This window comes from Janthinobacterium sp. GW458P (genome assembly GCF_002127585.1).
In the GTDB taxonomy this organism is placed as follows: domain Bacteria; phylum Pseudomonadota; class Gammaproteobacteria; order Burkholderiales; family Burkholderiaceae_D; genus Janthinobacterium.
This window is the reverse complement of the sequence record NZ_NEGZ01000016.1, coordinates 15,017-39,720: the sequence shown is the minus strand read 5'-3', so window position 1 is coordinate 39,720 and position 24,704 is coordinate 15,017. Positions and strand designations below refer to the sequence as shown.

Here is a 24,704-nt window from a genome sequence, read left to right as displayed (position 1 = left end):
TAGCAACCATTATTCTTCGATGAGATCGAGCGTATGCTCAACCGGCACTACCTTCACAACCTCACCGGTTTGCTTATCCTTCGTTTCATACGGCTTGCGCTGGAAACCGCCCAGCGCACACGGTACTGAGATTTCCTCGCCCTTATCGCCCAGACGAGCTTTGCTACGAATCTCAACCATCTGCGGCCGCGAATAGACATCGGCTGCAGGCGTGATCACCTGTGTGTAGCGCTTTCCCTCATAGGATTTGGAACCCTCGATACGACCACTCACCATTACCTGCATTACCTTGCTTGCCTGATGGCCCTTCTTGTCGTCCACCTTCATCATTACGTTCGCTTCCGCCATTTCTATTCCCCTAAACTTTCTGCATAATTTCCGGCTTGCGTGGTACTTCTCACGATTGCGCGCCGGTACAAAGCGCAATCGCTTGATAAAAATCTTCAGTAGGCACGCGGCGTGCGCAAGGCCATGACTGACATCTAGTGGAAGTTCTGATATCTTTCCCTCAGGTAGGTTAAGTGCACACTTGGCGTACCTGGCGGGCGTTTCTTGTGGCGCATGTAAAGCCCAGCGTGGTCAACCTTGATGCAAGGCTTGCCGGTGTCCGGGTGAAAGCTGCGCCCATCATCAAAGGATGGAGCAGGAAATTTATTTTTTGGCTGATATGCTGGTTCGGCTTTTGCCTGCTGCATATACTTATTTACACTAGTCCTAGGAACGGCAAAGGCCACCCCGGCGCGCTCCCTGTCTATCGTCCACTCGTAGCGCGTCGATTCATACACGGTATGTGGCTGCGCCGCCAGATACACACCTACGGGCCTGTGCGCGTCCTCAAGCTCATAGCGGCCTTGTATGGACTCAGCTCGTGTCGCCAGCCTGATCACGGCGCGGCGGCCGCATGTCGGGCCGCCCATCGCTCGTATAAACCTGGCGAAATCGCACTGCTGCGCTAATAATGGATCGTCGGAATCGATTTTCTGGGCGGCCTGGTAGGCCTCACGGATTACCTCCGGCGCGTGCTGTATAGACTCAGCCGACAGGCGGCGAAACTCGCGCCATACGCCCACCGGCACGCCGCCAATCTGTTGGAACTGGCGAATGCCCCATACCTGTGACCAGTAGGTCACGCGCTGCGATGCCGTGAATTCCATATTACCGAACAGGTCTGGAGCGATGATGTAGGTCTGGCCGTTTTCAAACGTTTTGTGATCGCCCACGGCGGTGCCGTCGATATTTTTGCTAACGTATTTAACGATATAGCCGGCAGCCGTACCCTTACCAGCCTCGATTCGCACCAGCTTGACGCGATTCGCTGCCGCGCCGTCCTCGTCGCCGTCTTCGGCCAAAGCGTAGGCATGGATCACGCGCTCCATTTCATCCTGGTGTTCAGGTGCAACGAAAAGCAGCATGTGCCAATGGGGGCATCCATCCGTGTGAGGCTCGGCAATGCGAAATCCATACGGCTGTATGCCGCGACGGTGCAGCGCCGAACGGATAAGTGCCCACACAGCGACGAGGTAGTCCTGTGCATCGCGTGGCGTGGCGCCGTTGTATTTCTCGTTTGTTCCACCCACCGAGTGAAATTTGCTGGGGCATGTGATCGTCCAGAACATGGCCACATGACGCATCGCGCTGGCTATTTCTTCAAAACCGCGTATGCGCAGCATCAACTCGCCGCGACGCAACGTCTTGTTACCCATTCCCAGCGCAGCCAGTTCGGCCAAGCTGTATACGTCACCGTGCTCATTAGTGGCCGTGACCGATTCCAGCATTTTCTGGTTAGCGTAGTTTTGTGCGGCCTGCGCCAGACACGTTTCGCGACTGATATATGGGTCAGCGGACACATGGGTCAAACCTAGCTGGATAGAGGTATACTCAAACCGGCGAATTAGTTCGCGGCGCAGCGCCCGGCGCCACCAACACTTATCCACGGCACGGGCGATGTATCCGGCCACGGTTCGGGCCACCGGCACGGCCACGCCGCGTCTGGCGCATATCTCGGCAATACCGGCCTCGATACCGTCAGTCGTCTGCACTCGCTCACAGACCTGGTAGCATTCGCGTGCGGCCTGGACTGCTGCTGTGGTAATCGCGGCAGGCGAAGTCATTGCGCCCCACAAGTCGACCAGCGGCAAACGCAGATCGTCGTTCAGCACCGCATCGACAACCCTCTGACGACGCTCATTGAGGCCGCCAAAAAGACGATGCACGGCATTGGCCATGCGCGACGGAATCCCCATGTCCAGCATCAATGTACCTTACTTGCCACGTTGGAGGCATGCCCGCCGCACATGCATTTTTGTATAGCGGTAAGCTCGCAAAGCAAATTCTGAAGCGCGCTCCAAACGATATCTCGCTCGCTCGTATCAAAGGACATTAGACTGCTATTGGCGCGCTCCATGGGGAAACCTGCCGCCATAACAGCAACAATACGGGCTGAGATTGACGCACGCGACCAAAAAATGGCACGAACAGCCTCTGCATCGACAGCACGAATCGCTGGGTTTAAATTGTGCATTTGTACGGAGCGCTTCATGCCGCAGATTCCTTTGAATTTAAAGTATTCTGACGAGCAGGTCCGCCTTCGGCGGACACACGGCAAAATTCGCCCGCACCCGCTACCGCGTGCACGTTCGAGCTTTGCCGTGACGCCGTACTAAGATTGTCAATAACCATGAAACTCGGCGAGGCTGAACCGCGACGAGACTCGACAAGTTGACCTATATTTTTCCGAATCGGACAACCAAACTCAGTTCCAGGCGCAGGTGCAGCGAGGGCTGCTTCAGCCGCGAAAAGGTCCGCAGATGGGACACGTGCGCCATGAGGATAAATAACCTCAACACGCAAAACACTTCCCAAAAGTTTCGAAAGGGATTCATTTTTGATCTGCTGAGCGGTCAACACGCAAAGTAAAAAGTCGTTGAAAGCACCTTGCGAAAGCATGGTTACACCACTGAAAATCCGATACGTAAATACCGGATGTGCGCGAGGAGAGCCATGGCCACAAGAATTTTTCACAATGGAAGTTTGATTCATGAACGACGATTCCCGGCTATCCACGCATCAAGTTCGCTCTGGACAAAACCCAACTTGCGCTTACCCAAACAAACTGGCCGTGGGAAATTTGAGCCGTCGTCACGCAGCCAACGCCACAACGTCACACGACTTATGCCGAGAATTTCTAGAACATCTGAATATGAACGAATGCGCATGGCGCTCCCCGAAAGACAATGAAACCGGGGAGAATGTTGGCAGAGGGAAAGATAGAAGGCACGGGCAATAAATACTGGCCTAGAGCGGCCATTTAATGCCCGTGACGGGGAGTTGTTTCCGTGCTAGACGGCTGGCGCACCAGGGGGAATGAAGTTTGGAAGTGAATCGATATCAATGTCATCGTCGAGCCAGGTATCAAAAACGCTTTCATCCACGACGGAAATGAACGTCTTTCCATCGAACTGCGCTTTGTATAGAAAAGATTCGCCGAATTCGCGCTGTGCCTCGCTTTGGGCCGCCACGTAGTCAAATCCCTTTCTTAAGCTTCGTAATGCTGAACTTGCCTTGGTACGTAACAGATCAGCCCGGTCCTTCGAACACGCTACTTGGTCCAACAGGCCACACGCCTCAAGCACCATCGTAAGACACCGACAATGATCCGAAGTGGCCGCTTCGGTCACGGCCGAATTGGCGACGCGAATAGGCAGCCAATCGTGCTCAATACACATGATCACGAATTCCGATGCAAGATTGCGAACCACCACATCCCCTTTACGCCCTATAGAATGACCTCCAGATAGCGATGTAGCTGCCCCTGCCAACCACCTAGTACACTCGACTACATCAGAAGAAGCACGCGATTCAAACAGGACACTCGATTCAAAATCATCAAGCCCATGAATTGCATCAAGAAGCGCCACCGACAACTTCCGAATGTGCACAATACGATCTCGAGCCGCATCGATCTTGCACTCCCGGTCGCGCTGGGCAGCATATAAGCGACGCAGATCAAGCAACTTCCCGATAAACACTTGCGCGCCCAGAATCACCGACTCTCCACGATTCCTGCGCGACTCACGAACTGTTTCGACAAACTCGACAAAACGCCTCAGAACATCGTTTTCCTGAACACCTATCTCGCCACCAAAAGACATTGAACTCGTCATTGTTTTCTCCACTCATCCAGAAGGTCGGCCCATTTTTGCATCATGACACGCCTCTCCTCAAGGTAGGTGGCATGGTTGTATGCGCGACGGACAGCGTTTGGCTCCGCATGTGCAAGCTGAGCCTCTATAACATCATGGCGAAAGCCAATTTCATTCAATCGAGTAGAGCCAGTTGTTCGCGTCCCATGCGGACTATATTTGGTCGCCCATCCCAGCTTTTTCAAAGCTTGCCGCAAAGCCGCATCGGCCATCGGGCGCGCACGGTCATCTCGATTTGGGAAAACGAATTTCGTATTCCCCGTTACGGGCCTCATAGCCTTCAGCAAGTCAAGCGCCTGCGTCGGCAACGGTAGCAGGTGCTCTCGACGTGCCTTCATCCTCTGCGCTGGAATTTTCCAAAGCGCATTTTCGATATCGAACTCAGACCACTCTGCCTTAACCGATTCATTAGGTCGCGTAAGCGTCAACCACATCAATCGAAATGCATTGATCGTCTGGAAGTTACCTCCGTGGCCGTCAAAATCAACAAGCAGCTTGCCAATTTCCTCAACTGACAAAGCCCGCTTGTGCTGGGTTTTATTGGGCGGCAACGATTTACGCACCGCCCACACCGGGTCGACATCGGCGCGCAGCGTCGCAACCGCAAGTTCGAACACCGACGACATCGTTCGCTTGGCTTCGGCGGCAACGGACGGCGCTCCGCGCTTAACAGTCTTCATGAGAATATCGAGTACATGAGCGGATGTAATTTGTCGCACGGGCAACTTCCCAATTGACGGGAAGACTACCCTCTGAAGCATGTCCAACCGTCGCGTCTTGGTCACATCCTCCCAATCTTTCAACGCTAACCATTCTTTTGCAACGGCCTCGAAAGTATTAGCGGAATCCATCTCACGCCTAATTTTTTCAAACTGTCGATTTTGAACAGGACTGACTCCCAGCCTTACCAACTTACGCGCGTCTTCGCATTTTTCGCGGGCATCGGCGAGGCCAACACTGGGGTAGTCGCCAAGCGCAAAAAGCGATTCCTTACCTCCGAGCTTAAAACGATAGCGCCATGCCTTCACGCCACTCGGCTTGATTTCAAGATACAAGCCCTTGTAATCGTTCAGCCGGTAGAGCTTTTCCATCGGTTTGGCGCTTCGGCAGCGTGCGTCAGTCAGCATCTTGTCTCCGGGCAATTGATGAGTTACCGGATTGTACCCACCAACACCCGCAATGCCAAGCAATTGTACCCACCCATGTACCCGCAATTTTCATGAATACTCAAGAAATATTGTGAAACAATCAGAAACGAGAAAGCCGCGAATTTCGCGGCTCTCATAGGAAAAATTCAAGAATTTTTCGGCATCATGAAACACAATGAAATGCCATGAAACAACACTCCCAATTTAGACGTTGAACAGGAAGTTCAGCACGTCGCCATCCTTGACCACGTATTCCTTGCCTTCGGCGCGCATCTTGCCCGCTTCCTTGGCGCCTGCTTCGCCCTTGTAGGCGATGAAGTCGTCATAGGCGATGGTTTGCGCGCGGATGAAGCCGCGTTCGAAGTCAGTGTGGATCACGCCGGCCGCCTGCGGTGCCGTGGCGCCTACGGGGATGGTCCAGGCGCGCACTTCCTTCACGCCGGCCGTGAAGTAGGTTTGCAGGCCCAGCAGCTTGTAGCCGGCGCGGATCAGACGGTCCAGGCCCGGCTCTTCCATGCCCATGTCGGCCAGGAAAGCGCCCTTGTCGGCGTCATCCAGGTCGGCGATTTCCGCTTCCAGGGCCGCGCAGATGGCGACGATGGGGGCGTTTTGCGATTGCGCATACGCCGTCAGCTGGTCCAGCAGCGGGTTGTTGGTAAAACCCGAGTCGGACACGTTGGCCACGAACATGGCCGGCTTGGCCGTGATCAGGCACAAAGGCTTGATCAGTTCCATTTCGTCGGCGTCCAGGCCCATGGCGCGCACGGGCTTGGCGTCGTTCAGGTAAGGCATCATGCGTTCCATGATGGCCAGCAGCTTGGCTGCGTCCTTGTCGCCCGAGCGGGCTTTCTTGTTTTCGCGGTGGATGGCTTTTTCCACGGTGCCCATGTCGGCCAGCGCCAGTTCGGTCTGGATGACTTCGATATCGTCGAGCGGATTGATCTTGCCGGCCACGTGGATGACGTTGTCGTCTTCGAAGCAGCGCACGACGTTGACGATGGCGTCCGTTTCGCGGATGTGCGACAGGAACTGGTTGCCCAGGCCCTCGCCCTTCGATGCACCGGCTACCAGGCCGGCGATGTCGACGAATTCCACGATGGCGTTGACCATGCGTTCCGGCTTGACGATGGCGGCCAGCGCATCCATGCGCGGATCCGGCACTTCGACGACGCCGACGTTGGGCTCGATGGTGCAGAATGGATAGTTTTCAGCCGGAATGCCGGCTTTCGTCAGTGCATTGAACAGGGTGGACTTGCCGACGTTCGGCAAGCCGACGATACCGCATTGGAGACTCATGGAAAACCTTTAATTAATCAAATATTGCCGGCAAGCGGCTGGTGCAAAACGGCCGTTGCGGGCGTTTTCTGGATAATCTTGCTGTATTCATGCTCTAAGGGTCAATTGTACCTCTATGCACCCTACTCTTCAAAAAAACCGCCCCGGCGACCTTAACTGTCGCCATCCCCGTCGTCCGGCTGCGACGCATCGAATTCCAGGATGTCGCCGGGCTGGCATTCGAGCATTTCGCAGATTTTCGACAAGGTGTCGAAACGCACGCCGCGCACCTTGCCCGATTTTAAAAGGGACAGGTTCTGCTCCGTGATGCCGACAAAGGCGGCCAGTTCCTTCGATTTCACTTTTTTCCTGGCCAGCATCAGGTCGAGGCGCACGACGATGCCCATCAGATGAACCCGCTGTTTTCATCGGCCAATCTCTGGCCTTCATGCAGGATTTGCGCCAGCGCAAAGAAAACTGAACACAGCAGCAAGGTCCACAGGTCGCCGCCCGTGAGGTCGACAACCAGGCGCAGCTGGCGCGTTCCCTCTTCCAGCAAGCCGAACAGCATGCCGCGCACGGTCGGTTCCAGCAAAGTCAGCACCGTTCCCAGCAGCAAGCCGCCGGCGAAGCGGCGAAAGTGGCGCGCCACCTGCGGCGTAAAAAACACGCCCTGCTCGAACTGGCGCAAGACCAGGGCCAGCTGGCGCACGGCGTCGCCCAGCACGCACAGGGCTGGCAAGGCCAGCGCCAGGCCCAGTCCCCGCTGCCACAGGGGCATGGCGGCCAGGCGCTCGAATGGCTGGCTCTGCAATTGCAGCAGCAGTTCATACATGCCGACGCCGCCCAGGCTGCCTTGCGCGGCCGGCGCAGGCGCCAGCCAGCCCAGCACCGTCAGCAGCAGGTACAGCAGAAAGAATCCCGAAACGCCGTAGCGCACGCGCCGGCTCAGCGCCGCCGGCCCCGTCTGATTTTTTTTCATATTCAAAAGTATACGGATGCGGAAAGTGTTGCTAGAATAAATTATCGTAAAACAATAATTAGATCATGTTTTGCGAACATTTTAGCATATTCCCTTACCCTACCGACTGGAGGCACCATGAAAACCCTGCTTGCCGCACTCGTTTGCAGCACCGCCTTTTTGCTCGGCGGCGCCGCCCGCGCCCATGACTTGAACGCCATGCTGCAGCAGGCGCTGGCCGACAAGAGCGTGCCGGCCATGGCCATACTCGTGATCCGCGACGGCAAGATCGATGCGCAGGCGCAAGCTGGCCTGCGCGCCAATGCCGGCCACGACACCGTGCGCGCCGATGACGTGTGGAATATCGGCTCCAACGGCAAGGCCATGACGGTGACACTGATCGCGCGGCTGGTGGAACGGGGCGTGCTGGCGTGGGATGCGCCGCTCTCAACCATGCTGCCCGCGCTGAGTGCCGGCATGCGCGCCGAATACCGCGACGTCAATCTGATGGATCTGCTGGCGCACCGCGCCGGCCTGCCGCCCAATCCGGATGAGGCATGGATCAATTCCACTTACACGGACGCGCGCGCCTTGCCGCTGCAGCGCCTGGAATACGCGCAGCGCGCGCTGGCCGACGCGCCCGTGGCCACGCCGCGCGGCGAATCGCATTATTCGAACAGCGGCGCCATGATTGCCGCCGCCATCGCAGAACGCGTCACGGGCAAGACGTATGAAGAACTGATGCAGGCGGAAGTGTTCGGCCCGCTGGGCATGCAGGCCGCCTTCGGCCCCACCGTGCGCGGGCAGAACCTGGGCCACAAGGAAGGCAAGCCCATCGCGGGCTTAATGGCGAGCAATCCGCTGATGATGGCGCCCGACGGGGAAATTCACCTGAACATGGCTGACTGGGCTAAGTTTGCGCTTGATCAACTGCAGGGCGAGCAGGGCAAGGGGAAATTGCTCAGGAAGGAAACGTATGTCTTGCTGCATACGGCGCAAGGCGAGACGAATGCGGCATTGGGCTGGGGCGTGATGCATTTTCCACCGCAGGCGCCGCAGCGCGTGCTCACGCATCTGGGTTCGAACGGCTACTGGCATGCGCTGATCGCCCTGGCGCCCGGCAGCGGCGACGGCTTGCTGATCGCCGCCAACGCGGGCGAAGGCAGCAGTGCCCAGGCCAGCCAGCAGCAGATGGCGAAAACCATCATGGCCGGCTTCGGCAAGGCGGGGAAATAACTACGCTGTGTGCAGCTTCATGGTGGCCGCCTCGAACTTGCCTTCGACGATCTGCGGCATGACCTGCAGGGATTTTTCTATCGCCTGCTCGATCAGTTCCTGGTCTTCGCGGCGCGGGCGGTGCAGCACGAAGTCGGCCACCTGCTGCTGCAGGCTCAGGGTGCGCGGGTGGCCGATGCCCAGGCGCAAGCGCCAGTAATCCTGCGTGCCCAGTGCGGCCGTGATGTCTTTCAAGCCATTGTGGCCGCCGGCCGAGCCGCCCTTTTTCAGGCGCGCGATGCCGGGCATCAAGTCCAGTTCATCATGCACGACAAGCACTTCATCGGCGGCAATCTTGAAAAAGCGCGCCAGCGCGCCCACGGACTGGCCCGAGCGGTTCATGAACGTCAGCGGTTCGAGCAGCCAGACTTCGTTGCCGCCGATCGAGGTTTTCGCCAGCATGGCGTTATAGCGCGAATCGCGCTGCAGCCGCGTGCCAGGCAAGCTGTTGGCAAGATTGTCCACCAGCCAGAAGCCGGCATTGTGGCGGGTTTGTTCGTATTCGGGTCCCGGGTTGCCGAGGCCGACGATCAGGCGTATGGGCATGGCTGTGTCTGCAATGTAAAAGAAAGCATTATCGGTGAAAACAGGCGGAAAAAAACCCGCGCGGCGAACCTGGCGGGTTTTTCCTTGCAACTACCGCATTGCTGCGGCGGCAAAATTACTTCTTGTCAGCAGCAACTTCAGCAGCAGCGGCTTCAGCAGCAACGTGGCCAGCCGGTACCGAAGCGGTAGCGATGGTCAGGTTGGCGCCGTGGGTGACAGCGGTCACGCCAGCTGGCAGGACCAGGTCGCCGACGTGCAGCGAGTGACCGACGTCGATGTTCGACAGGTCAACGTTGATGAATTCTGGCAGTTGGCCTGGCAGGCACGAAACTTCGATTTCGTTGGCTACGTGGCTGATGGTCGCGCCGTGCAGTTTGACTGCCGGGGAAACGTCAGCGTTTACGAAGTGCAGCGCCACTTTCACGTGGATAGCTTGCTTAGCGTCAACGCGCTGGAAGTCAGCGTGCAGAACCAGTTGTTTGTATGCGTGGACTTGGAAGTCACGCAGCAGAACTTGCTGGGAAACGCCGTCGATTTCCAGGTCCAGGATCGACGAGTGGAACACTTCTTTTTTCAACGCGTGGTACAGGGCGTTGTGATCGAGCGAGATCAGCACAGGGGCTTCAGCGCCGCCGTAGACGATACCAGGGGTTTGGCCGGAAATGCGCAGGCGGCGGCTCGCTCCGGAACCTTGCAATTCGCGTTTGAATGCGATAACTTTCATGTGAAACTCCAAGAAGAACAAGGCTTGCGCCTTGTGTTATGAGGATTCCCGCGACCAGGAATCCTCGAAAATGGGTGAAAAACACCCCGAAAACTAAAACACTGCGGCGCAACAGGCAAAAAGCCGGTCGCGCCGCAGGCATTACGTCTTTTACTGCTACGCTATTTAGTCAATAAACAGCGAGATAACCGAATCACCCTTGATGATGCGCTTGAACGTCTCGGCCAGCAGCGGCGCGCACGTCAATTGACGGATCTTGCCGCAGGCCAGGGCCGCTTCGGACAGGGGAATCGTGTCGGTCACGACCAGCTCATCGAGTGGCGAGGCCGAAATACGGTCGATCGCCGGGCCCGACAGCACCGCGTGCGTGCAATACGCCACGACTTTTTTCGCGCCGCGCTCTTTGAGCACTTCGGCAGCCTTGGTCAGGGTGCCTGCCGTGTCGACCATGTCATCCATGATCACGCAGTTGCGGCCTTCGACTTCACCGATGATGTTCATCACTTCGGACACGTTCGCTTTTGGACGGCGCTTGTCGATGATGGCCAGGTCGCAGCCCAGGCGTTTTGCCAGGGCGCGCGCACGTACCACGCCGCCGACGTCCGGCGACACGACCAGCAGATCCTGGTAGTTTTTCTTTTGCAGGTCGCCCAGCAAAATTGGCGAAGCGTAAATATTGTCGACTGGGATATCGAAGAAACCTTGAATCTGGTCGGCGTGCAGGTCCATGATCAGGACGCGCTCGACACCGGCTTCTTCCAGCATGTTCGCCACCACCTTGGCCGAAATCGCCACACGCGCGGAGCGTGGACGGCGGTCTTGGCGGGCGTAGCCGAAGTAGGGAATCGCGGCGGTGATGCGGCCGGCGGAAGCACGTTTCAAGGCATCAACCATCAGCATGATTTCCATCAAGCTGTCGTTGGTTGGAGCACAGGTGGATTGCAAAACAAAAACATCCTTGCCGCGCACGTTTTCGTTAATCTCGACCATTACTTCGCCGTCGGAGAATTTCGAAACGTTTGCTTTACCGAGAGGGATGCCGAGGTTTTTTGCGACCCCCTCTGCCAACGCTGGATTCGCGTTGCCGGTAAAAACCATCAGGTTTTCGTAAGCCATGGGAGTCCCAAGAGGTGATATAGAAGTCTTGAAAAGCACTAACCGGGCATAGGCCCGGTCAGTCATTGTTTAGAATATGCTGCGTGGCAGCATATCTGCTTTTTCCCGCACTGGACGCCAACTTCGCATCGACAGACTACGGTGAAATGGTGGCAGGGGAAGAAGGATTCGAACCTTCGCATGCTGGAATCAAAATCCAGTGCCTTAACCAGCTTGGCGATTCCCCTACGTTACTGACTGCTTGCCGTCATGTTGGCCAGCATTATACCGACTTTTTGACGCTAAGCAAAATCTTTTTTTGCTCTTTACAACATGGTGAGCATCGGGTGGCGATTCAGCGCTTTAGCCTTCCAGGCGATCCAGACTGGTGGCACATTGCTGAGCACCGCATCCGCTTCTTCCTGACTGCCAAACGCACCAAACACACAAGCACCGGAACCAGTCATCCTGGCCTCACCGTAAGCACCCAGCCATTCTACCGCATCTGCTACCGGCTTGAAAAGACTGCATGCCACTTGCTGTAAATCATTTTTACCAAACCCGCCCGCATCGTTTCCTTCTGCGAGGTGCCTGGAAAAGTCCGCTATTGTGACGGGTTCAGTATTCCTCGTCAAGCCTTCCGCGCAAAAAATTGCGGCGGTGGGTACTTGCACGCCCGGTTCGATCACCACATACCAGCATTCCGGCGTGGCGACGGGCTGCAGGGCCTCGCCCACGCCTTCGGCAAAGGCGTTTTCGCCAAAGATGAAGAACGGGATATCGGCGCCCAGCGGCAAGCCCAGCGCCATCAGTTCCTCGCGCGTCAAGCCCGCCTGCCACAGGCGGTTGAGCGCCATCAGCGCCGTGGCCGCGTCGGACGAGCCGCCGCCGAGGCCGCCGCCCATGGGCAGCACCTTGTCGATGGCGATATCGACGCCGCGCGGCAAGGCGCCCGTGCGGCGCAGCACTTCCGCCTGCAGCAATCTGGCGGCACGGATGATCAAGTCCTGCTCTTGCGGCACGCCGGCCAGCGCCGTCACCCGGTGGATGACCGTATCGTCACGCAGCGCGAAGTGCAGGGTGTCGCCATGGTCGAGCAACTGGAACACCGTCTGCAGCAGATGGTAGCCGTCGGCGCGGCGGCCGTTGACGTGCAGAAACAAGTTCAGCTTGGCCGGGGCCGGGCAGTTATTCAGGGTAGTCAACGTCATGGTGCTGGTGCGGATGGGGCGGGATCGAGCACGATGCGCAGCGAGACGGCATCGGCCTGCGCGCTGGCATTGCGTTCGGCATCGATGCGCCGTGGTTGGGGCAAGGCGCCCGGTCTAGTGTCGGCCGCATTTTGCCCTATTTCTTGCCACGACACATAGCGCAAGCGCCAGCCGTCCCTGGTCGTCACGCTGTCGTTGGCCGGTGAAGCAACGAAGCGCTTGCCGTCGGCGCCCATGGCATAGCCCTGCAGCCAGTCGCGCAAGCCCGACACGGGCAAGGACCAGCCCAGCAGCTGCGCGCTCAGGGTGTCGACGTCGGGCGCGCTGCGCGGCGCCTTGCCGCTCTGCGTCAACACGGCCTCGCGCGGCGTGACGGCAATCGTCGCCAGCGTGCTGCCCACGGGCGAATACAGGGTCACGTCCGTGCGCTCGGCCGTCTGCTGCCAGTTGAAATTGACGGTGGCCGATTCGGGCTTGTCATCCTTCTGGTAGACGACGTTCAGGCGGCCCGTCAGCTCCAGTTGCTCACGGTAGGGCGCGACGGTAGTAGCGGATGGCGCGGCGCCGGACGAGAATGGGGAACTCAGGGTCGAGCAGGCCGAGAGGGCCAGGCAGGCGAGCGTCAGGGGAAAGAGTTTTTTTAACATGGGCACAAGGAAAAACCAGCGCCATGGCGCTGGTTTTTTATAGTTGAATTAATCGATACAATCACAAACTGACATTCAGGCGCGCCAGGGTGCTTTTCAGCGCATCGTTTTTCGGGTCCTTGCCTTGCGCTTCGCGCCACAGCTTTTGCGCTTCGGCCTTGTCGCCCTTCTGCCACAGCACTTCGCCCAGGTGGACGGCGATTTCCGGGTCGCTGCGCACGGCATAGGCGCGGCGCAACGCACTTTCGGCGGCAGCCAGGTTGCCCATGCGGAACTGCACCCAGCCCATGCTGTCCATGATGAAGGGGTCGCCGGGCGCCATCTGCAAGGCTTTTTCGATCAGCGCATGGGCTTCCTGCAGGCGGATGCCCCGTTCGGCCAGCGAGTAGCCCAGGGCGTTATACGCATGCTGGTTGTCGGGCGCCAGCGCCATCACGCGGCGCAGGCTGGCCTCCATCAGGTCCAGCTTGTCGAGACGCTCGGCCAGCAAGGCGTAGTCGTACAGCAATTCAGGATTGTCGGGGAAGCGCAGCAGCGCGTTTTCCAGCACCGTGTAGGCGCTTTGCACATAGCCGGCGTCGCGCAGGAATTGCGCGTCGACCAGCAGCACCTGCGCCTTGTTGGCCGGATCGTCCGTTTCGATTTCCGTCAGCGCCTTGCGCGCCGCATCGAGATTGCCGCCACGGGCGATCAGCTGGGCGCGGCGCAGGCGGGCATCGAAATAGCCGCTTGATTCGCGGTTGTCGATCTTGTCCAGCCAGGCGATGGCGCCCGCCGTGTCGCCGCGCGTCTCGGCGATCTGCGACAAGATCATCAGGGCCTTGAACGGATCGCGCGCGTCGCCGGGCGATTTGTCGAGCACGGCCAGGAAGCGCTTGAAGTACTGCTCGGCGCCCTTGGTGTCTTCCAGCTGCAGCGCCACGATGCCGAGCGCGTACAGGCCGCCCACGTTATCGGGCTGGCTTTTCAGCAGCAGCAGGAACTGCTCGCGCGCCGGCTCCAGCTGCTTCTGCTCGACCAGCAGGCGCGCATAGGCGCCGCGCACCTCGACGGCGTCCGGATTCTTCTGCAGGAAGGCGGCCAGCACCTTGCCAGCCGCCTCGGGCTCGCCCGTCACCTGCGCCAGGGTCAGCACGGCCAGTTCGGAATTGGGCTTGATGGCCAGCGCCTTGTTCGCCTCGCCGATGGCGCGGTCACGCTCGCCGATCGACAGGGCGCCCTGCGCCAGTACCAGGTGGGCCTCGAACATGTCCAGGTAGGGCTGTACCAGGCGCGTCACCATCGAGTAGGCATACAGCTTGTCATTCGCCCGCGACAGGATCTGCTGCATCTGGAACAGGGCCACGCCGCGCGCCCCCGCCGGCGCATTGGCCAGGCGTTCGGCAAAAATCGGCTCCGCCTCTTCGATCTTGTCCGTCAGGACGACGAAACCAAGGAAAAACTGCGTCGCCTCGTCGGATGCAGGCGCCAGCTCGCGCCACAGGCGGATGGCCGCCAGCGCCTCGCCGCCCTGCTTGGCCGCCAGCGCCATTTCGGAGGCGCGGCGCGCCAGGCGCGGATCGCGCGTCTGCTGCGCCGCCACCATCATCGTCACGTACGGCCCTTGCCACTGCCCGCTCTTGAATTCCATTTCCGCCTTGGTCAGCTTGTACAGTAGGTCGCTGCTCAGTTCGACCTTGGGCAAGCCCTCCGCCTTGGCGTCCGCCTGGGCGTCGGCATCCGGTTCCTGCTGCGCGGCGGGCGCGGACGCAGAGGGGCTGGCCGCGGCATCGGCAGGGGCGGCAGGCGTCTGCGCCATGGCATGCGTGGCCATCAGGGCGGACAAGGTTACAATGGCGAAAGCGTTTTTCAAAGGCTGATCCTGGCTAAACGGCAAAGTTTGATTCTACGCCCAACCCGCAGATTGCGTACTTCACGTATGTAACGAAATATATACGCTGGCGTGACGTATGCTCTCCGGGCCAGCCATCAGCCGGCGGCCCGCCTGTTTTTATCCGCTTTTTATCCGTTCGAGCCCTATGCCAGAATTGCCAGAAGTCGAAGTTACACGGCGCGGTGTCGCGCCCCATCTCGAAGGGCGCGCCGTGCGTTCCGTCGTGCTGCGCCGCGACGGCCTGCGCTGGCCCTTCCCCCCTGCCCTGGGCGAGCAACTGTCCGGGCAAACCATCGGCCTGACGGGACGGCGCGGCAAATACCTGCTGATCCACTTCCGGCACGGCACGCTGATTATCCACCTGGGCATGTCGGGCCACCTGCGCGTGCTGCCGCCCGGGACGGAAGCGCAAAAACACGACCATTTTGATCTGATCGTGGAAGACGCCGACGGCGGCAGCCAGGTGCTGCGCATGACGGACCCGCGCCGCTTCGGCGCCGTGCTGTGGCACGACGAGGCCGACGGTCCGCTGGATGGCCACGTACTGCTGCGCGGCCTGGGCACGGAACCGCTCGAGGGCCGCTTCACGGGCCAGCTGCTGTTCGAAAAAACGCGCAACAAGGGCACCAACATCAAGCAGGTGCTGATGGCGGGCGACATCGTCGTCGGCGTGGGCAATATCTACTGTTCCGAAAGCCTGTTTCGCGCGGGGATCAACCCGAAGACGCCGGCCAGGCGCATTGGCCTGGCCCGCTATGAGAAACTGGCGCAGGCGATCCGCGACGTGCTGGCCGAAGCCATCGTGCAAGGCGGCAGCACCCTGCGCGACTTCATCGGCGTAAACGGCCAGTCCGGCTATTTCCAGCAGACGTATTACACGTACAACCGGGCGGGCAAGCCCTGCCGCGTGTGCGGCGCGCCTATCCGGCAAATCGTGCAGGGACAGCGTTCCACGTTTTATTGCGTGAATTGCCAGAAATAGCGCGTCAAAAGCAGGTCATTATTAAAGGGAGCAAGATGGTCAGGGACTTGGAACAATACAGCGCATGGCGCCAGGACGTGCTGGCCGCCTTGCAGGCTTACCGGCAGGCCGCCAGCGCGGCAGGCCTGGTCGACGGCGCCTCCGCGCTGCGCCTGGCCCGCTGTGGCTCCCGCCTGCTCGATGACCGTTTATCTGTCGCCTTCGTGGCGGAATTCTCGCGCGGCAAATCCGAGCTGATCAACGCCATTTTCTTTGCCGATTACGGCCAGCGCATCCTGCCGTCCGGGGCGGGGCGCACCACCATGTGTCCCACCGAACTGCTGTACGACGCGGCGTGGCAGCCGTCGATCCGCCTGCTGCCCATCGAGACGCGCGCGCAGAACCTGTCGACCAGCGACTACCGCGACCTGCCCGCCGCCTGGACCGTCCTGCCCCTGAACATCGACGCGGGCGGCGACATGCAGGAAGCCATCCGCCAGGTCAGCCTGACGAAAAAAGTCAGCATCGAGGAAGCCGCGCGCTACGGCCTGTACGACGCCGACGACGCGGACGCGCCCGCGATGGTCGATGAGGACGGCCAGGTGGAAATCTCGATGTGGCGCCACGCCATCATCAACTTCCCCCATCCGCTGCTGAAACAGGGCCTGGTCATCCTCGACACGCCCGGCCTGAACGCCATCGGCACGGAGCCGGAACTGACCCTGAACCTGATTCCGAACGCGCACGCGGTGCTGTTCATCCTGGCGGCCGACACGGGCGTGACGCGCAGCGATATCGAGGTCTGGCGCAATCATATCGGTGCCGGCGCCGGACGTCTGGTCGTACTCAACAAGATCGACAGCATGTGGGACGAATTGCGCGGCGACGCCGAGGTGGCGCAAGCGATCGAGCGCCAGCAGGCCAGCGTGGCACATTTGCTGACCCTGGACGCTGGCCAGGTGTTCCCCGTCTCGGCGCAGAAAGCCCTGGTGGGCAAGATCAACCACGACGTCGCGCTGCTGGAAAAAAGCCGCCTGCAGGCGCTGGAGACGGCCCTGTTCGAAGAACTGATCCCTGCGCGCAAGGACATCATCCGGCGCCAGCTGGCGTTCGACGTCGATGCCATCGAAGCGGCGCAACAGGTGCAGTATGCGGCGCGCGCGCGCGGCGGCGCCGAGCAGCTGCATGAGCTGCATAGCCTGCGCGGCAAGAACCAGAGCGTGATCGCGCACATGATGCGGCGCATCGATATCGAGAAAAAGGAGTTCGACAGCAGCCTGTTCAAGCTGCAAGCGACGCGCGCCGTGTTTACCCGCCTGTCGACGGAGCTGTACACGAGTCTGGGCATGGACATCGTGCGCGACGACATCGACGCCGTGCGCACGGCAATGCAGCGCAGCCGTTTTTTCACTGGCCTGCGCGAAGCCATGCGCCAGTACTTCGAACGCATCGCCAGCAACCTGGAGCGGTCTGAAGGCAAGACGGCCGAAATCATGGCAATGATGCAGGTGATGTACGGCAAATTCGCCACCGAACATGGCCTGGCATTGGCCGCGCCGATGCCGTTTTCGCTGGCCCGCTATCGCCAGGAAATCGACGATATCGAAGCCGTGTACCACAAGCAGTTCGGTACGGCCACCCTGCTCACCACCAGCAGGACTGTGCTGATGGAAAAATTCTTCGACACCATCGCCTCGCGCGTGCGCCGCAGTTTCACCAACGCCAACGACGACGCCAGCGCCTGGCTGAAAGTCATCATGGCACCGCTGGAAGCACAGATCGTCGAATACAAGGAGCAGCTGAAACTGCGCTTTGCCTCGATCCAGCGCATCCATGACGCCACCGGCAGCCTGGAACAGAAAATCGCCGGCTTTGAAGCCAGCCTGGCGGCGCTCGAACGCGACAAGGCGCAGCTGGCGCAATTGCTGGCCGCCTTGCGCGCCGCCAGCGCCGCATGAACCCTGCACACTGAATACAACACTGGAATCCTGCATGAAACGTCTGCTGCATCCGCTCTCGCCCGCCACGGACGGGGCACCCCTGGAAAATTATAGCGACCCGACTTTTTCCGCCACCGTCATCGCCTGGCAAAAGCAGCATGGCCGCCACGCGCTGCCCTGGCAAAATACGCGTGACGCCTACCTGATCTGGCTGTCCGAAATCATGCTGCAGCAAACGCAGGTGACGGCCGTCCTCGCTTACTACGCGCGCTTCCTCGAACGCTTCCCCACCCTGCGCGACCTCGCTGGCGCGCCGGTGGAAGACGTGATGGCGCAGTGGAGCGGCCTCGGTTACTACACGCGGGCGCGCAACCTGCACAAATGCGCGCAGCGCGTGGTGGCCGAATACGACGGCGTCTTCCCCAGCGACCCGCTGCTACTGGCCGACCTGCCCGGCATCGGCCGCTCGACGGCCGCCGCCATCTCCGCGTTTTCCAGCGGCACGCGCGCGGCCATCATGGACGGCAACGTCAAGCGCGTGTTTGCGCGCACCTTCGGCATCGACGCCTATCCCGGCGAAAAACGGGTCGAAGAAGCCATGTGGCGCCGCGCCGAGGCACTGCTGCCGGAAACCGGCATTGAAGCCTACACGCAGGGCCTGATGGACTTCGGCGCCACCCTGTGCACGCGCAGCAGTCCCGATTGCGGCCGCTGCCCCCTGCAAGCGCGCTGCGTGGCCTACGCCACCGGCCGCACCAAGGATCTGCCGGTGCGCAAGCCGAAGAAAACCAGTCCTGAGAAACACGCCGTCATGCTGGCCATCATCGACGACAGCCAGGTACTGCTGGAGCAGCGCCCCGGTTCCGGCATCTGGGGCGGCTTGCTGTCGCTGCCCGAACTCGATGGCCATGTGCTGGCCGATGAAGATACAACGCGAGAAATAGACCAGCAGGCGCTGGCGCACGCCGTGGCGCCCTTCGGCGAAATCGAAACGCAGGAGCGCTTGCTGCCCATCGTGCACGTATTTACCCACTACAAGCTGCACATCGTCCCCTGCCGCATCACCCTGGCACGCCGCCTGACGCTGGCCGGGGAAGCGACGCACGTCTGGTACGACGGCGCGAAAATCGCCGACGCGCCGCTGCCGGCGCCCATCAAGAAGCTGCTGCTCGACCTGTTCGGCGATGCGCGCGCGGCGCAGCGCAGCATGTTCTAGTGCGGCGTTTTTTACTGTTCGCGCTGACGGCGCTGTGTTTGCATGGCGTTCAAGCGGCTGACGCGCTGCCGGAGGTACGCATCGGTGTGCTGGCCTACAAGGGCGGCGACGCCGTGCAGCAGGACTGGTCGTATGTGACGCGCCACCTGCAGGCCAGCATTCCCGGCATCCGTTTTATCCTGGCCGACTACGACCAGGCCGGATTGACGCGGGCCGTGCAGTCGCAGGCCATCGCCTTTGCCATCACCAGCAGCGGCCACTACGTGGCGCTCGAACACAGCGACGGCGCCAGCCGCATCGCCACGCTCGAATCGCCATGGACGGACTCGCCGCGCCAGGCCATCGGCTCGGCCATCGTCGTGCGCAGCGCGTCGCCGCTGCACGACCTGGCCGACCTGGCGGGCAAGAACGTGATGGCCGTGGCGCCCGACGCGTTTGGCGGCTACCAGATCGCCGCGCGCGAACTGCGGGAAGCGGGCATCGATCCCACGCACGATTTTGCCAGCCTGCGCTACAGCGGTTTTCCCTCGCAGCAGATCGTCGAGGCCGTGCGTGCGGGCCGCATGGATGCCGGCATCGTGCGCACCTGTTTGCTGGAACAGATGGTGGCGCGCGGCGAAGTACGGGCCGAGGAACTGCGCGTGATCACCACGCGTCCGATTCCCGGCTTTCGCTGCGCCAGCTCGTCGCGGCTGTATCCGGACTGGCCCTTCGTGGCTCTGCGCCAGACGCCGCCAGCGCTGGCGAAAAAAGTGGCGCAGGCCCTGCTGGCCATGCCGCGCACCAGCGAAGGCTACAGCTGGACGGTGCCCAGCGACTACCAGATTGTCGATGAACTGTTCCGCGAACTGCGCATCGGCCCCTACGCCTACCTGGACAAGCTGACGTTCGAGACGGCGCTGCGCCGCTACTGGGGCTGGATGCTGCTGGTGCTGGCCCTGCTGGTGGCCTGGGCCGTGCATACGGTGCGCGTGGAATACCTGGTCAGCCGGCGCACGGAGCAATTGCGCGCGGCGCAGCACCAGCAGCGCGCGCTGGAAGAACAGGCGCGCCAGCGCCAGGCCACGCTCGACCACACGGCGCGCCTGGCCATCCTGGGCGAGATGGCCAGCGCCATCGCGCATGAATTGAACCAGCCGCTGGCGGCCATCGGCAATTTCGCGCGCGGCATGGCGCGCCGCATCACGGCGGGCCGGCTGGACGCGGCCCCGCTGCTCGACGGCGCGCAGGAAATCGCCACCCAAAGCGAACGCGCGGGCGCCATCATCCGTCACATCCGCGCGATGGCGCAAAAACGTCCCGCGCACAGCACGGCCTTCGCCCTGGCCGACGCCGTGGAGCAAGCGGTGTCCCTGTTCCGCGCAGCCCATCCACAGGCGCAGATCAGCTGGCGTCACGAAACGCTCCGCGCTGGGCCGCGCGTGCTGGCTGACCCGCAGCAAGTGCAGCAGGTGCTGCTCAATTTGCTCAAGAATGCGCTCGACGCGCAGGTGGAAAACGACCATCCGCAGCACCCGATTGGCGTGCTGCTGCACCGCGAAAACGGCGCCTGTACGGTGGCCGTGCGCGACGCCGGCTGCGGCCTCGATACGGCGCAGATGGCGCGCCTGTTTGAACCGTTTTTCACCACCAAGGCCGAAGGCCTGGGCCTGGGCATGTCCCTCAGCAAGAGCATCATCGAGTCGTTTGGCGGCAGCCTGTCGGCCCACGCCAACGCCGATGCGCCTGGCTTGACGGTCTGGTTCCGCCTGCCCGAAGATACGCATATGGAAGTAGATAAGGAAACACCATGAATGAAAGCGATGCGATCATCTTTGTCGTCGACGACGACGCCGCCATGCGCCGCTCGCTGGCCTATCTGTTCGATTCGGCCGGTTGGAAAGTGGAGGCTTTCGAGTCCGCGCGCGACTTCCTGCAACGCTACGATGGCCATGTACCGGGCTGTTTGCTGCTCGACGTGCGCATGCCCCTGATGAGCGGACTGGAACTGCAACAGGAACTGTCGCGTCACGCAATTTCCCTGCCCGTGATTTTCCTCAGCGGCCACGGCGACCTGGCCATGGCCGTGCAGACGATGAAGGCGGGCGCCTGCGACTTTCTGGAAAAACCGTGCAAGGACCAGGTGCTGCTGGACGCCGTCACGCGCGCCATCACGCGCAGCATCGACGAAAGCCGCCGCGCCGCCAGCGCGACGACGGCGCAAACGGCTCTGGCCACCCTGACGGTGCGCGAGCGCGAAGTGGCGCTGCTGATGGCCGAGGGAAAAGCCTCGAAAGTCATCGCCCGCGAGCTGGGTATCAGCGACAAGACGGTGCAGGTGCACCGTCATAACACGATGGAAAAGCTGGGCCTGCACTCAGCAGCCGAGGTAGCCCGGCTGCTGATGGCCTGTGGAGAGCTTTAAGCCCGCACGATGCGCGCCGGCAGACCTTGCCGCACCGACGTGCCGGAGACCGGATCGACAAACACGTTCTTGTCGCCGCGGCTCGGGTCCGTCAGCCCCAGGTCGTTCAGGTTGATGCCCGCGCCGATGGCCGGTTCATCGGGCTGGCGCAACTTGCCGATGCGATGCGCGCGCGCGCCATGCTCCTTGTGGCCGAAACCGTGTTCGACGGCGATCACGCCGCGCTGCACGCCGTGGCGCAGCATCACCGTGGCCCTAGCCCTGCCGCCCGGCGTTTCCAGGTAAATCTGGTCGCCATTCTCCAGCTTCAGGCGCGCCGCATCGTCGGGATGCACGGCGACAGGGTTGTCCGGATGGATGCCGCGCAAGCGCCGCGCGCCGATGCTGTAGGAATTCTGCAGCGCCGATTTAAAACTGATCAACTCGAACGGCCATTCGCTGGCCGGGTAGGTTTTGCGCACGGGCGTGCCATCGGCAAATGCCGCCACTCGCCACGCGGGCGTGCCGGGGAAACGCTTGCCGCTCAAGCTGTTCTTGCTCACGCCCAGCCCCTCGTTGTACAGCATCATGGGCTTCAGGTAGCGGTGCGTGGACCAGTCCTGCGGATACGGCGTCTCGTCGGCCACCGGAACGGGAGCCGCCGGCGCCTTGGCATTCGCTGGCGGCGGCAGGCGCAGGCCGAACATCTCGCCATAGCTCTGGTAGCGCCCTCCCCGCGCCAGCATGAAGGCCACCTTGCGCCACTCTTCCGGCTTCAGGGTGCGTTCCAGTTCGGGGCGGATGCGCGCCACGCCGGACAGCGCGATATCGTCATCGCTGGCCTCCGGCACGGCCGTCTTGCCCTGCCAGGCAATGTTGGCGCCGCCGCGCAAATACCAGTCTTCCGCACGCTGAAGGGGGAAGCGCTGGCCATCCATGTCCTGCAAGGCATCGGGGCCGAAGCCGGGCAAGGCCATCGTTTTTGCCAGCGCGATGAAGAACGATTCCATGCAGATGGTCTGGCCGTCCGGCGTTTTTTGCACGCGCGGTTCGACCACTGGCCAGCGCGCCGTGCTCATTTTGACGGGCATGCCGCCCCAGGCGCCGGCCCAGCCCCAGCTTTCGTACAGCAAGGTATCGGGCAGCAGGTAGTCGGCAAAGGCCGAGCTTTCATTAATGAAGGGGTCGATGGCGACGATCAGGGGAATCTTCTTCGGATCGGCCAGTTCCTTGCCGATCTGCGCGCGCAAGCCCGTGATGCCGTACACCGGATTGCAGCTCCATAGTATCAGCGCCTTCAAGGCGTACGGGTAGCCGTTCATGGCGCTGGTGAGCCACTCGGTCGCCAGTGCGGGCGCGTTCGGATACCACGGCGCCCTGGCCGGATATGCCTTGCCCGCTTCTTTTTTCAGCTTGAATTCCGAGGTTTTTTCATACGGCACATTGCGCCCGATCGGCATGCCGGATGTCTTGATCTCGCCGTCGAAACTCTCGAGGTTGTAACGCGGACCGGGTCCCGCATCCTTGAAGCTGCCGCCATTGACCAGGGTGCCGCCCTTGCGGTTCAAGTTACCGATCAGGGTGTTGAGCATGACCAGCGCGTACGCGTTGTAAAAGCCGGCGCCCGACATCATGCCGCCGTGTGCATTGACGGCCGCGCGCTTGCCATGGCTGGTCAGTTCATGCGCCAGGCCTTCGATGACGTCGAGCGGGATGCCGCAGGCGCTGGAATAGTCTGCCATGCTGTGGCGCTGCGATTCCTCGTTGAGCATCGTCATGGCCGTCTTCAGGTGCAGCGGCGCGCCAGCCACCTCCAGCGGGGCGTCGAAGAACAGGCGCGCCTCGCCCTTGGCGGCGTTGTGCGGCACGATCGCTTGCGTGGCCGCGTCGATCACGCAAAATGCGTCGCCATCCTTGTAGCGCTCCTCTTCCGGCAGCTCCACCGCGCCGATGTCCGATGCGCGCAGATAGCGCCCATCGCGCGGATGCCCCTTCTCGTTGATGATCAAATGCGTGGCATTGCACCAGGCAGCCTCGCCCGCCGCTTCCGCCACCTTCAGGTTCGGTTGCACGAGGAAGTTGCGGTCATAGCGTTCATGCTCGATGATCCAGCGGATCATGGCCATGGCCAGCGCGCCATCCGTGCCCGGCTTGATCGGCACCCAGCGGCTGCGGTCGCCCGCGGCCAGGCTGTCCGCATTCGTCAGCACGGGGTCGACGACAACGTAGCTGAATTCGCGCTTGCCCGAACGGGCCTTGGCGATCAAGGTGCCCTGGCGCTTGAATGGATTGCCCGCATTGCCCGGCGCCGTGCCGACAAAGATGCAAAATTCCGTGTTTTCCAGGTCTACTTTCGCATGCGGCATTTTCTTCATGTCGCCGAACATGGCGCCCGAGCCGCTGCGGTAGGCGCCGCCGCAATACGAGCCGTGGTTGACCAGGTTCAAACTGCCGTACGACTGCTTGAAAAAGCGCGTACCGAACGCCAGGCGGCCATCGTCGGTGCTGCACATCAGGCCCACCTGGTTGACTTGCGGACCCAGTTCCGGCTGCGCCGGATCGATCGGTTTTTCCAGCTCGCGCAAGGCGCGCAAGCCCTGCACATGGCCTTCGCCAAACAGGTCGCCGCCTTCCGTCACCTCCTTGACCAGCTGGTCGAAGGCGATCGGCTCCCACTGGCCTCCGCCGCGCGGCCCCACGCGCTTCATGGGCGCCAGCACGCGGAACGGCGACTCCATCTGTTCCAGCACGCCATTGCCGCGGCCGCAAGCGGTGGAACGTCCCTTCAAGCCCTTTTCCTCGAAACGCGACAGGGAAATAAAGCTGTCGCGTATCGGTGTCTGATACGGCAGTGCCGGATCGGCCGACAGGGGGCTGTAGGGATTGCCCGCCACGCGCAGCACCTTGCCGCTTTTTTTATCCAGGCGCACGCGCACGCCGCAGAACGTGGTGCAGCCCATGCACATGGTGTAGCTGACCTGCTGGTCCGGATTGAGCGTCAGCTTGCCCGTGGCCGTGTCGACGGAAAACTCGGGCGCCAGGGAATTGCCGTGCAAGCGCTGTACGGGTTTGTCCTTGCCCAGCGCATGGTCGACCATGCGGCCGGCCGTGGTGGAAAAGCCGGCGGCAAACGCGGCCAGGCCGCCGCCGATGGCGCCGTAGCGCAGCAGCTTGCGGCGCTTTTCGTTTTCGTCTCCAGGGACGTCGGTATTTGCGTTGTCGTGTATTTGATCGTTCATCTTTGACT

The 24,704-nt window shown here is 61.1% G+C and carries 23 protein-coding genes and 1 tRNA gene; 6 read left to right on the top strand and 18 right to left on the bottom strand.

What is annotated here, in order from left to right; all coding sequences use genetic code 11:
• Nucleotides 1–9 precede the first annotated feature (9 nt).
• The 10 genes from CBW50_RS11870 to CBW50_RS11835 form a co-directional block, all read right to left on the bottom strand.
• Nucleotides 10–348 carry a single-stranded DNA-binding protein gene (locus CBW50_RS11870; RefSeq protein ID WP_226936296.1) on the bottom strand — a complete coding sequence of 113 codons (339 nt, stop codon included), beginning with the start codon at nucleotides 346–348 and terminating at the stop codon, nucleotides 10–12.
• Between the two features lie 134 nt (nucleotides 349–482).
• The gene (locus tag CBW50_RS11865) at nucleotides 483–2,252 is read right to left on the bottom strand and encodes a replication endonuclease (RefSeq protein ID WP_086145740.1); all 1,770 of its coding nucleotides are present in this window, start codon (nucleotides 2,250–2,252) and stop codon (nucleotides 483–485) included.
• Entirely contained in the window at nucleotides 2,252–2,539 is a 288-nt protein-coding gene (locus tag CBW50_RS28810; protein WP_139842482.1) for a hypothetical protein, read from the bottom strand. The genes CBW50_RS11865 and CBW50_RS28810 overlap by 1 nt, the downstream gene beginning before the upstream one ends.
• Nucleotides 2,536–3,039, bottom strand: coding sequence for a hypothetical protein (locus tag CBW50_RS28805; protein WP_139842481.1), 504 nt, complete (start codon nucleotides 3,037–3,039; stop codon nucleotides 2,536–2,538). The genes CBW50_RS28810 and CBW50_RS28805 overlap by 4 nt, the downstream gene beginning before the upstream one ends.
• A complete protein-coding gene (locus tag CBW50_RS30325; protein ID WP_086145739.1) occupies nucleotides 3,036–3,215 on the bottom strand; it encodes an AlpA family transcriptional regulator in 180 nt (59 codons plus the stop codon). The genes CBW50_RS28805 and CBW50_RS30325 overlap by 4 nt, the downstream gene beginning before the upstream one ends.
• Before the next feature lie 123 nt (nucleotides 3,216–3,338).
• Complete coding sequence (locus tag CBW50_RS11855) at nucleotides 3,339–4,163, bottom strand: hypothetical protein (protein ID WP_139842480.1); 825 nt, start codon at nucleotides 4,161–4,163, stop codon at nucleotides 3,339–3,341.
• On the bottom strand, nucleotides 4,160–5,329 hold the full coding sequence (locus tag CBW50_RS11850; RefSeq protein WP_086145780.1) for an integrase arm-type DNA-binding domain-containing protein: 1,170 nt from the start codon (nucleotides 5,327–5,329) through the stop codon (nucleotides 4,160–4,162). Before CBW50_RS11850 ends, CBW50_RS11855 begins: the two co-directional genes overlap by 4 nt.
• A 225-nt stretch (nucleotides 5,330–5,554) precedes the next feature.
• A complete protein-coding gene (gene ychF, locus CBW50_RS11845) occupies nucleotides 5,555–6,646 on the bottom strand; it encodes a redox-regulated ATPase YchF (protein WP_086145737.1) in 1,092 nt (363 codons plus the stop codon).
• Between the two features lie 152 nt (nucleotides 6,647–6,798).
• Nucleotides 6,799–7,032, bottom strand: coding sequence for a helix-turn-helix transcriptional regulator (locus CBW50_RS11840; protein WP_086145736.1), 234 nt, complete (start codon nucleotides 7,030–7,032; stop codon nucleotides 6,799–6,801).
• Nucleotides 7,032–7,607 carry a hypothetical protein gene (locus tag CBW50_RS11835; RefSeq protein ID WP_086145735.1) on the bottom strand — a complete coding sequence of 192 codons (576 nt, stop codon included), beginning with the start codon at nucleotides 7,605–7,607 and terminating at the stop codon, nucleotides 7,032–7,034. The genes CBW50_RS11840 and CBW50_RS11835 overlap by 1 nt, the downstream gene beginning before the upstream one ends.
• A gap of 117 nt (nucleotides 7,608–7,724) precedes the next feature.
• Here CBW50_RS11835 and CBW50_RS11830 point away from each other — a divergent pair, with 117 nt between their 5' ends.
• On the top strand, nucleotides 7,725–8,822 hold the full coding sequence (locus tag CBW50_RS11830) for a serine hydrolase (RefSeq protein WP_086145734.1): 1,098 nt from the start codon (nucleotides 7,725–7,727) through the stop codon (nucleotides 8,820–8,822).
• Here the strand turns inward: CBW50_RS11830 and pth are convergent, their stop codons facing one another.
• From pth to CBW50_RS11795, 7 genes are all read right to left on the bottom strand, one after another.
• Nucleotides 8,823–9,407, bottom strand: a complete 585-nt coding sequence (gene pth / locus CBW50_RS11825; protein WP_086145733.1) for an aminoacyl-tRNA hydrolase — start codon at nucleotides 9,405–9,407, stop codon at nucleotides 8,823–8,825.
• A gap of 115 nt (nucleotides 9,408–9,522) precedes the next feature.
• Nucleotides 9,523–10,131 carry a 50S ribosomal protein L25/general stress protein Ctc gene (locus CBW50_RS11820; RefSeq protein ID WP_086145779.1) on the bottom strand — a complete coding sequence of 203 codons (609 nt, stop codon included), beginning with the start codon at nucleotides 10,129–10,131 and terminating at the stop codon, nucleotides 9,523–9,525.
• Nucleotides 10,132–10,296: 165 nt separating this feature from the next.
• On the bottom strand, nucleotides 10,297–11,247 hold the full coding sequence (locus CBW50_RS11815; protein WP_034753270.1) for a ribose-phosphate pyrophosphokinase: 951 nt from the start codon (nucleotides 11,245–11,247) through the stop codon (nucleotides 10,297–10,299).
• 150 nt (nucleotides 11,248–11,397) lie between these two features.
• Nucleotides 11,398–11,474 (bottom strand) — tRNA-Gln (locus CBW50_RS11810).
• A gap of 78 nt (nucleotides 11,475–11,552) precedes the next feature.
• Nucleotides 11,553–12,437: a 4-(cytidine 5'-diphospho)-2-C-methyl-D-erythritol kinase gene (gene ispE / locus CBW50_RS11805; protein WP_086145732.1), complete on the bottom strand. Its 885-nt coding sequence runs from the start codon at nucleotides 12,435–12,437 to the stop codon at nucleotides 11,553–11,555.
• Nucleotides 12,434–13,084, bottom strand: a complete 651-nt coding sequence (locus CBW50_RS11800; protein ID WP_086145731.1) for an outer membrane lipoprotein LolB — start codon at nucleotides 13,082–13,084, stop codon at nucleotides 12,434–12,436. The genes ispE and CBW50_RS11800 overlap by 4 nt, the downstream gene beginning before the upstream one ends.
• A 61-nt stretch (nucleotides 13,085–13,145) precedes the next feature.
• Nucleotides 13,146–14,936: a tetratricopeptide repeat protein gene (locus tag CBW50_RS11795; protein WP_086145730.1), complete on the bottom strand. Its 1,791-nt coding sequence runs from the start codon at nucleotides 14,934–14,936 to the stop codon at nucleotides 13,146–13,148.
• A gap of 166 nt (nucleotides 14,937–15,102) precedes the next feature.
• Between CBW50_RS11795 and mutM the strand changes: the two genes are divergently transcribed.
• Genes mutM through CBW50_RS11770 form a run of 5 tightly spaced genes read left to right on the top strand, consistent with a single transcriptional unit; the run spans nucleotide 15,103 to nucleotide 21,478 of the window.
• On the top strand, nucleotides 15,103–15,939 hold the full coding sequence (mutM, locus tag CBW50_RS11790) for a bifunctional DNA-formamidopyrimidine glycosylase/DNA-(apurinic or apyrimidinic site) lyase (RefSeq protein WP_086145729.1): 837 nt from the start codon (nucleotides 15,103–15,105) through the stop codon (nucleotides 15,937–15,939).
• 35 nt (nucleotides 15,940–15,974) lie between these two features.
• On the top strand, nucleotides 15,975–17,876 hold the full coding sequence (locus CBW50_RS11785; RefSeq protein WP_086145728.1) for a dynamin family protein: 1,902 nt from the start codon (nucleotides 15,975–15,977) through the stop codon (nucleotides 17,874–17,876).
• A 34-nt stretch (nucleotides 17,877–17,910) separates the two neighbouring features.
• The gene (mutY, locus tag CBW50_RS11780; RefSeq protein ID WP_086145727.1) at nucleotides 17,911–19,074 is read left to right on the top strand and encodes an A/G-specific adenine glycosylase; all 1,164 of its coding nucleotides are present in this window, start codon (nucleotides 17,911–17,913) and stop codon (nucleotides 19,072–19,074) included.
• Entirely contained in the window at nucleotides 19,074–20,867 is a 1,794-nt protein-coding gene (locus CBW50_RS11775) for a sensor histidine kinase (RefSeq protein WP_086145726.1), read from the top strand. The genes mutY and CBW50_RS11775 overlap by 1 nt, the downstream gene beginning before the upstream one ends.
• Nucleotides 20,864–21,478: a response regulator transcription factor gene (locus tag CBW50_RS11770; protein WP_086145725.1), complete on the top strand. Its 615-nt coding sequence runs from the start codon at nucleotides 20,864–20,866 to the stop codon at nucleotides 21,476–21,478. The genes CBW50_RS11775 and CBW50_RS11770 overlap by 4 nt, the downstream gene beginning before the upstream one ends.
• Here CBW50_RS11770 and CBW50_RS11765 read toward each other — a convergent pair.
• On the bottom strand, nucleotides 21,475–24,696 hold the full coding sequence (locus CBW50_RS11765; RefSeq protein WP_086145724.1) for a molybdopterin dinucleotide binding domain-containing protein: 3,222 nt from the start codon (nucleotides 24,694–24,696) through the stop codon (nucleotides 21,475–21,477). The genes CBW50_RS11770 and CBW50_RS11765 overlap by 4 nt on opposite strands.
• Nucleotides 24,697–24,704: the final 8 nt, after the last annotated feature.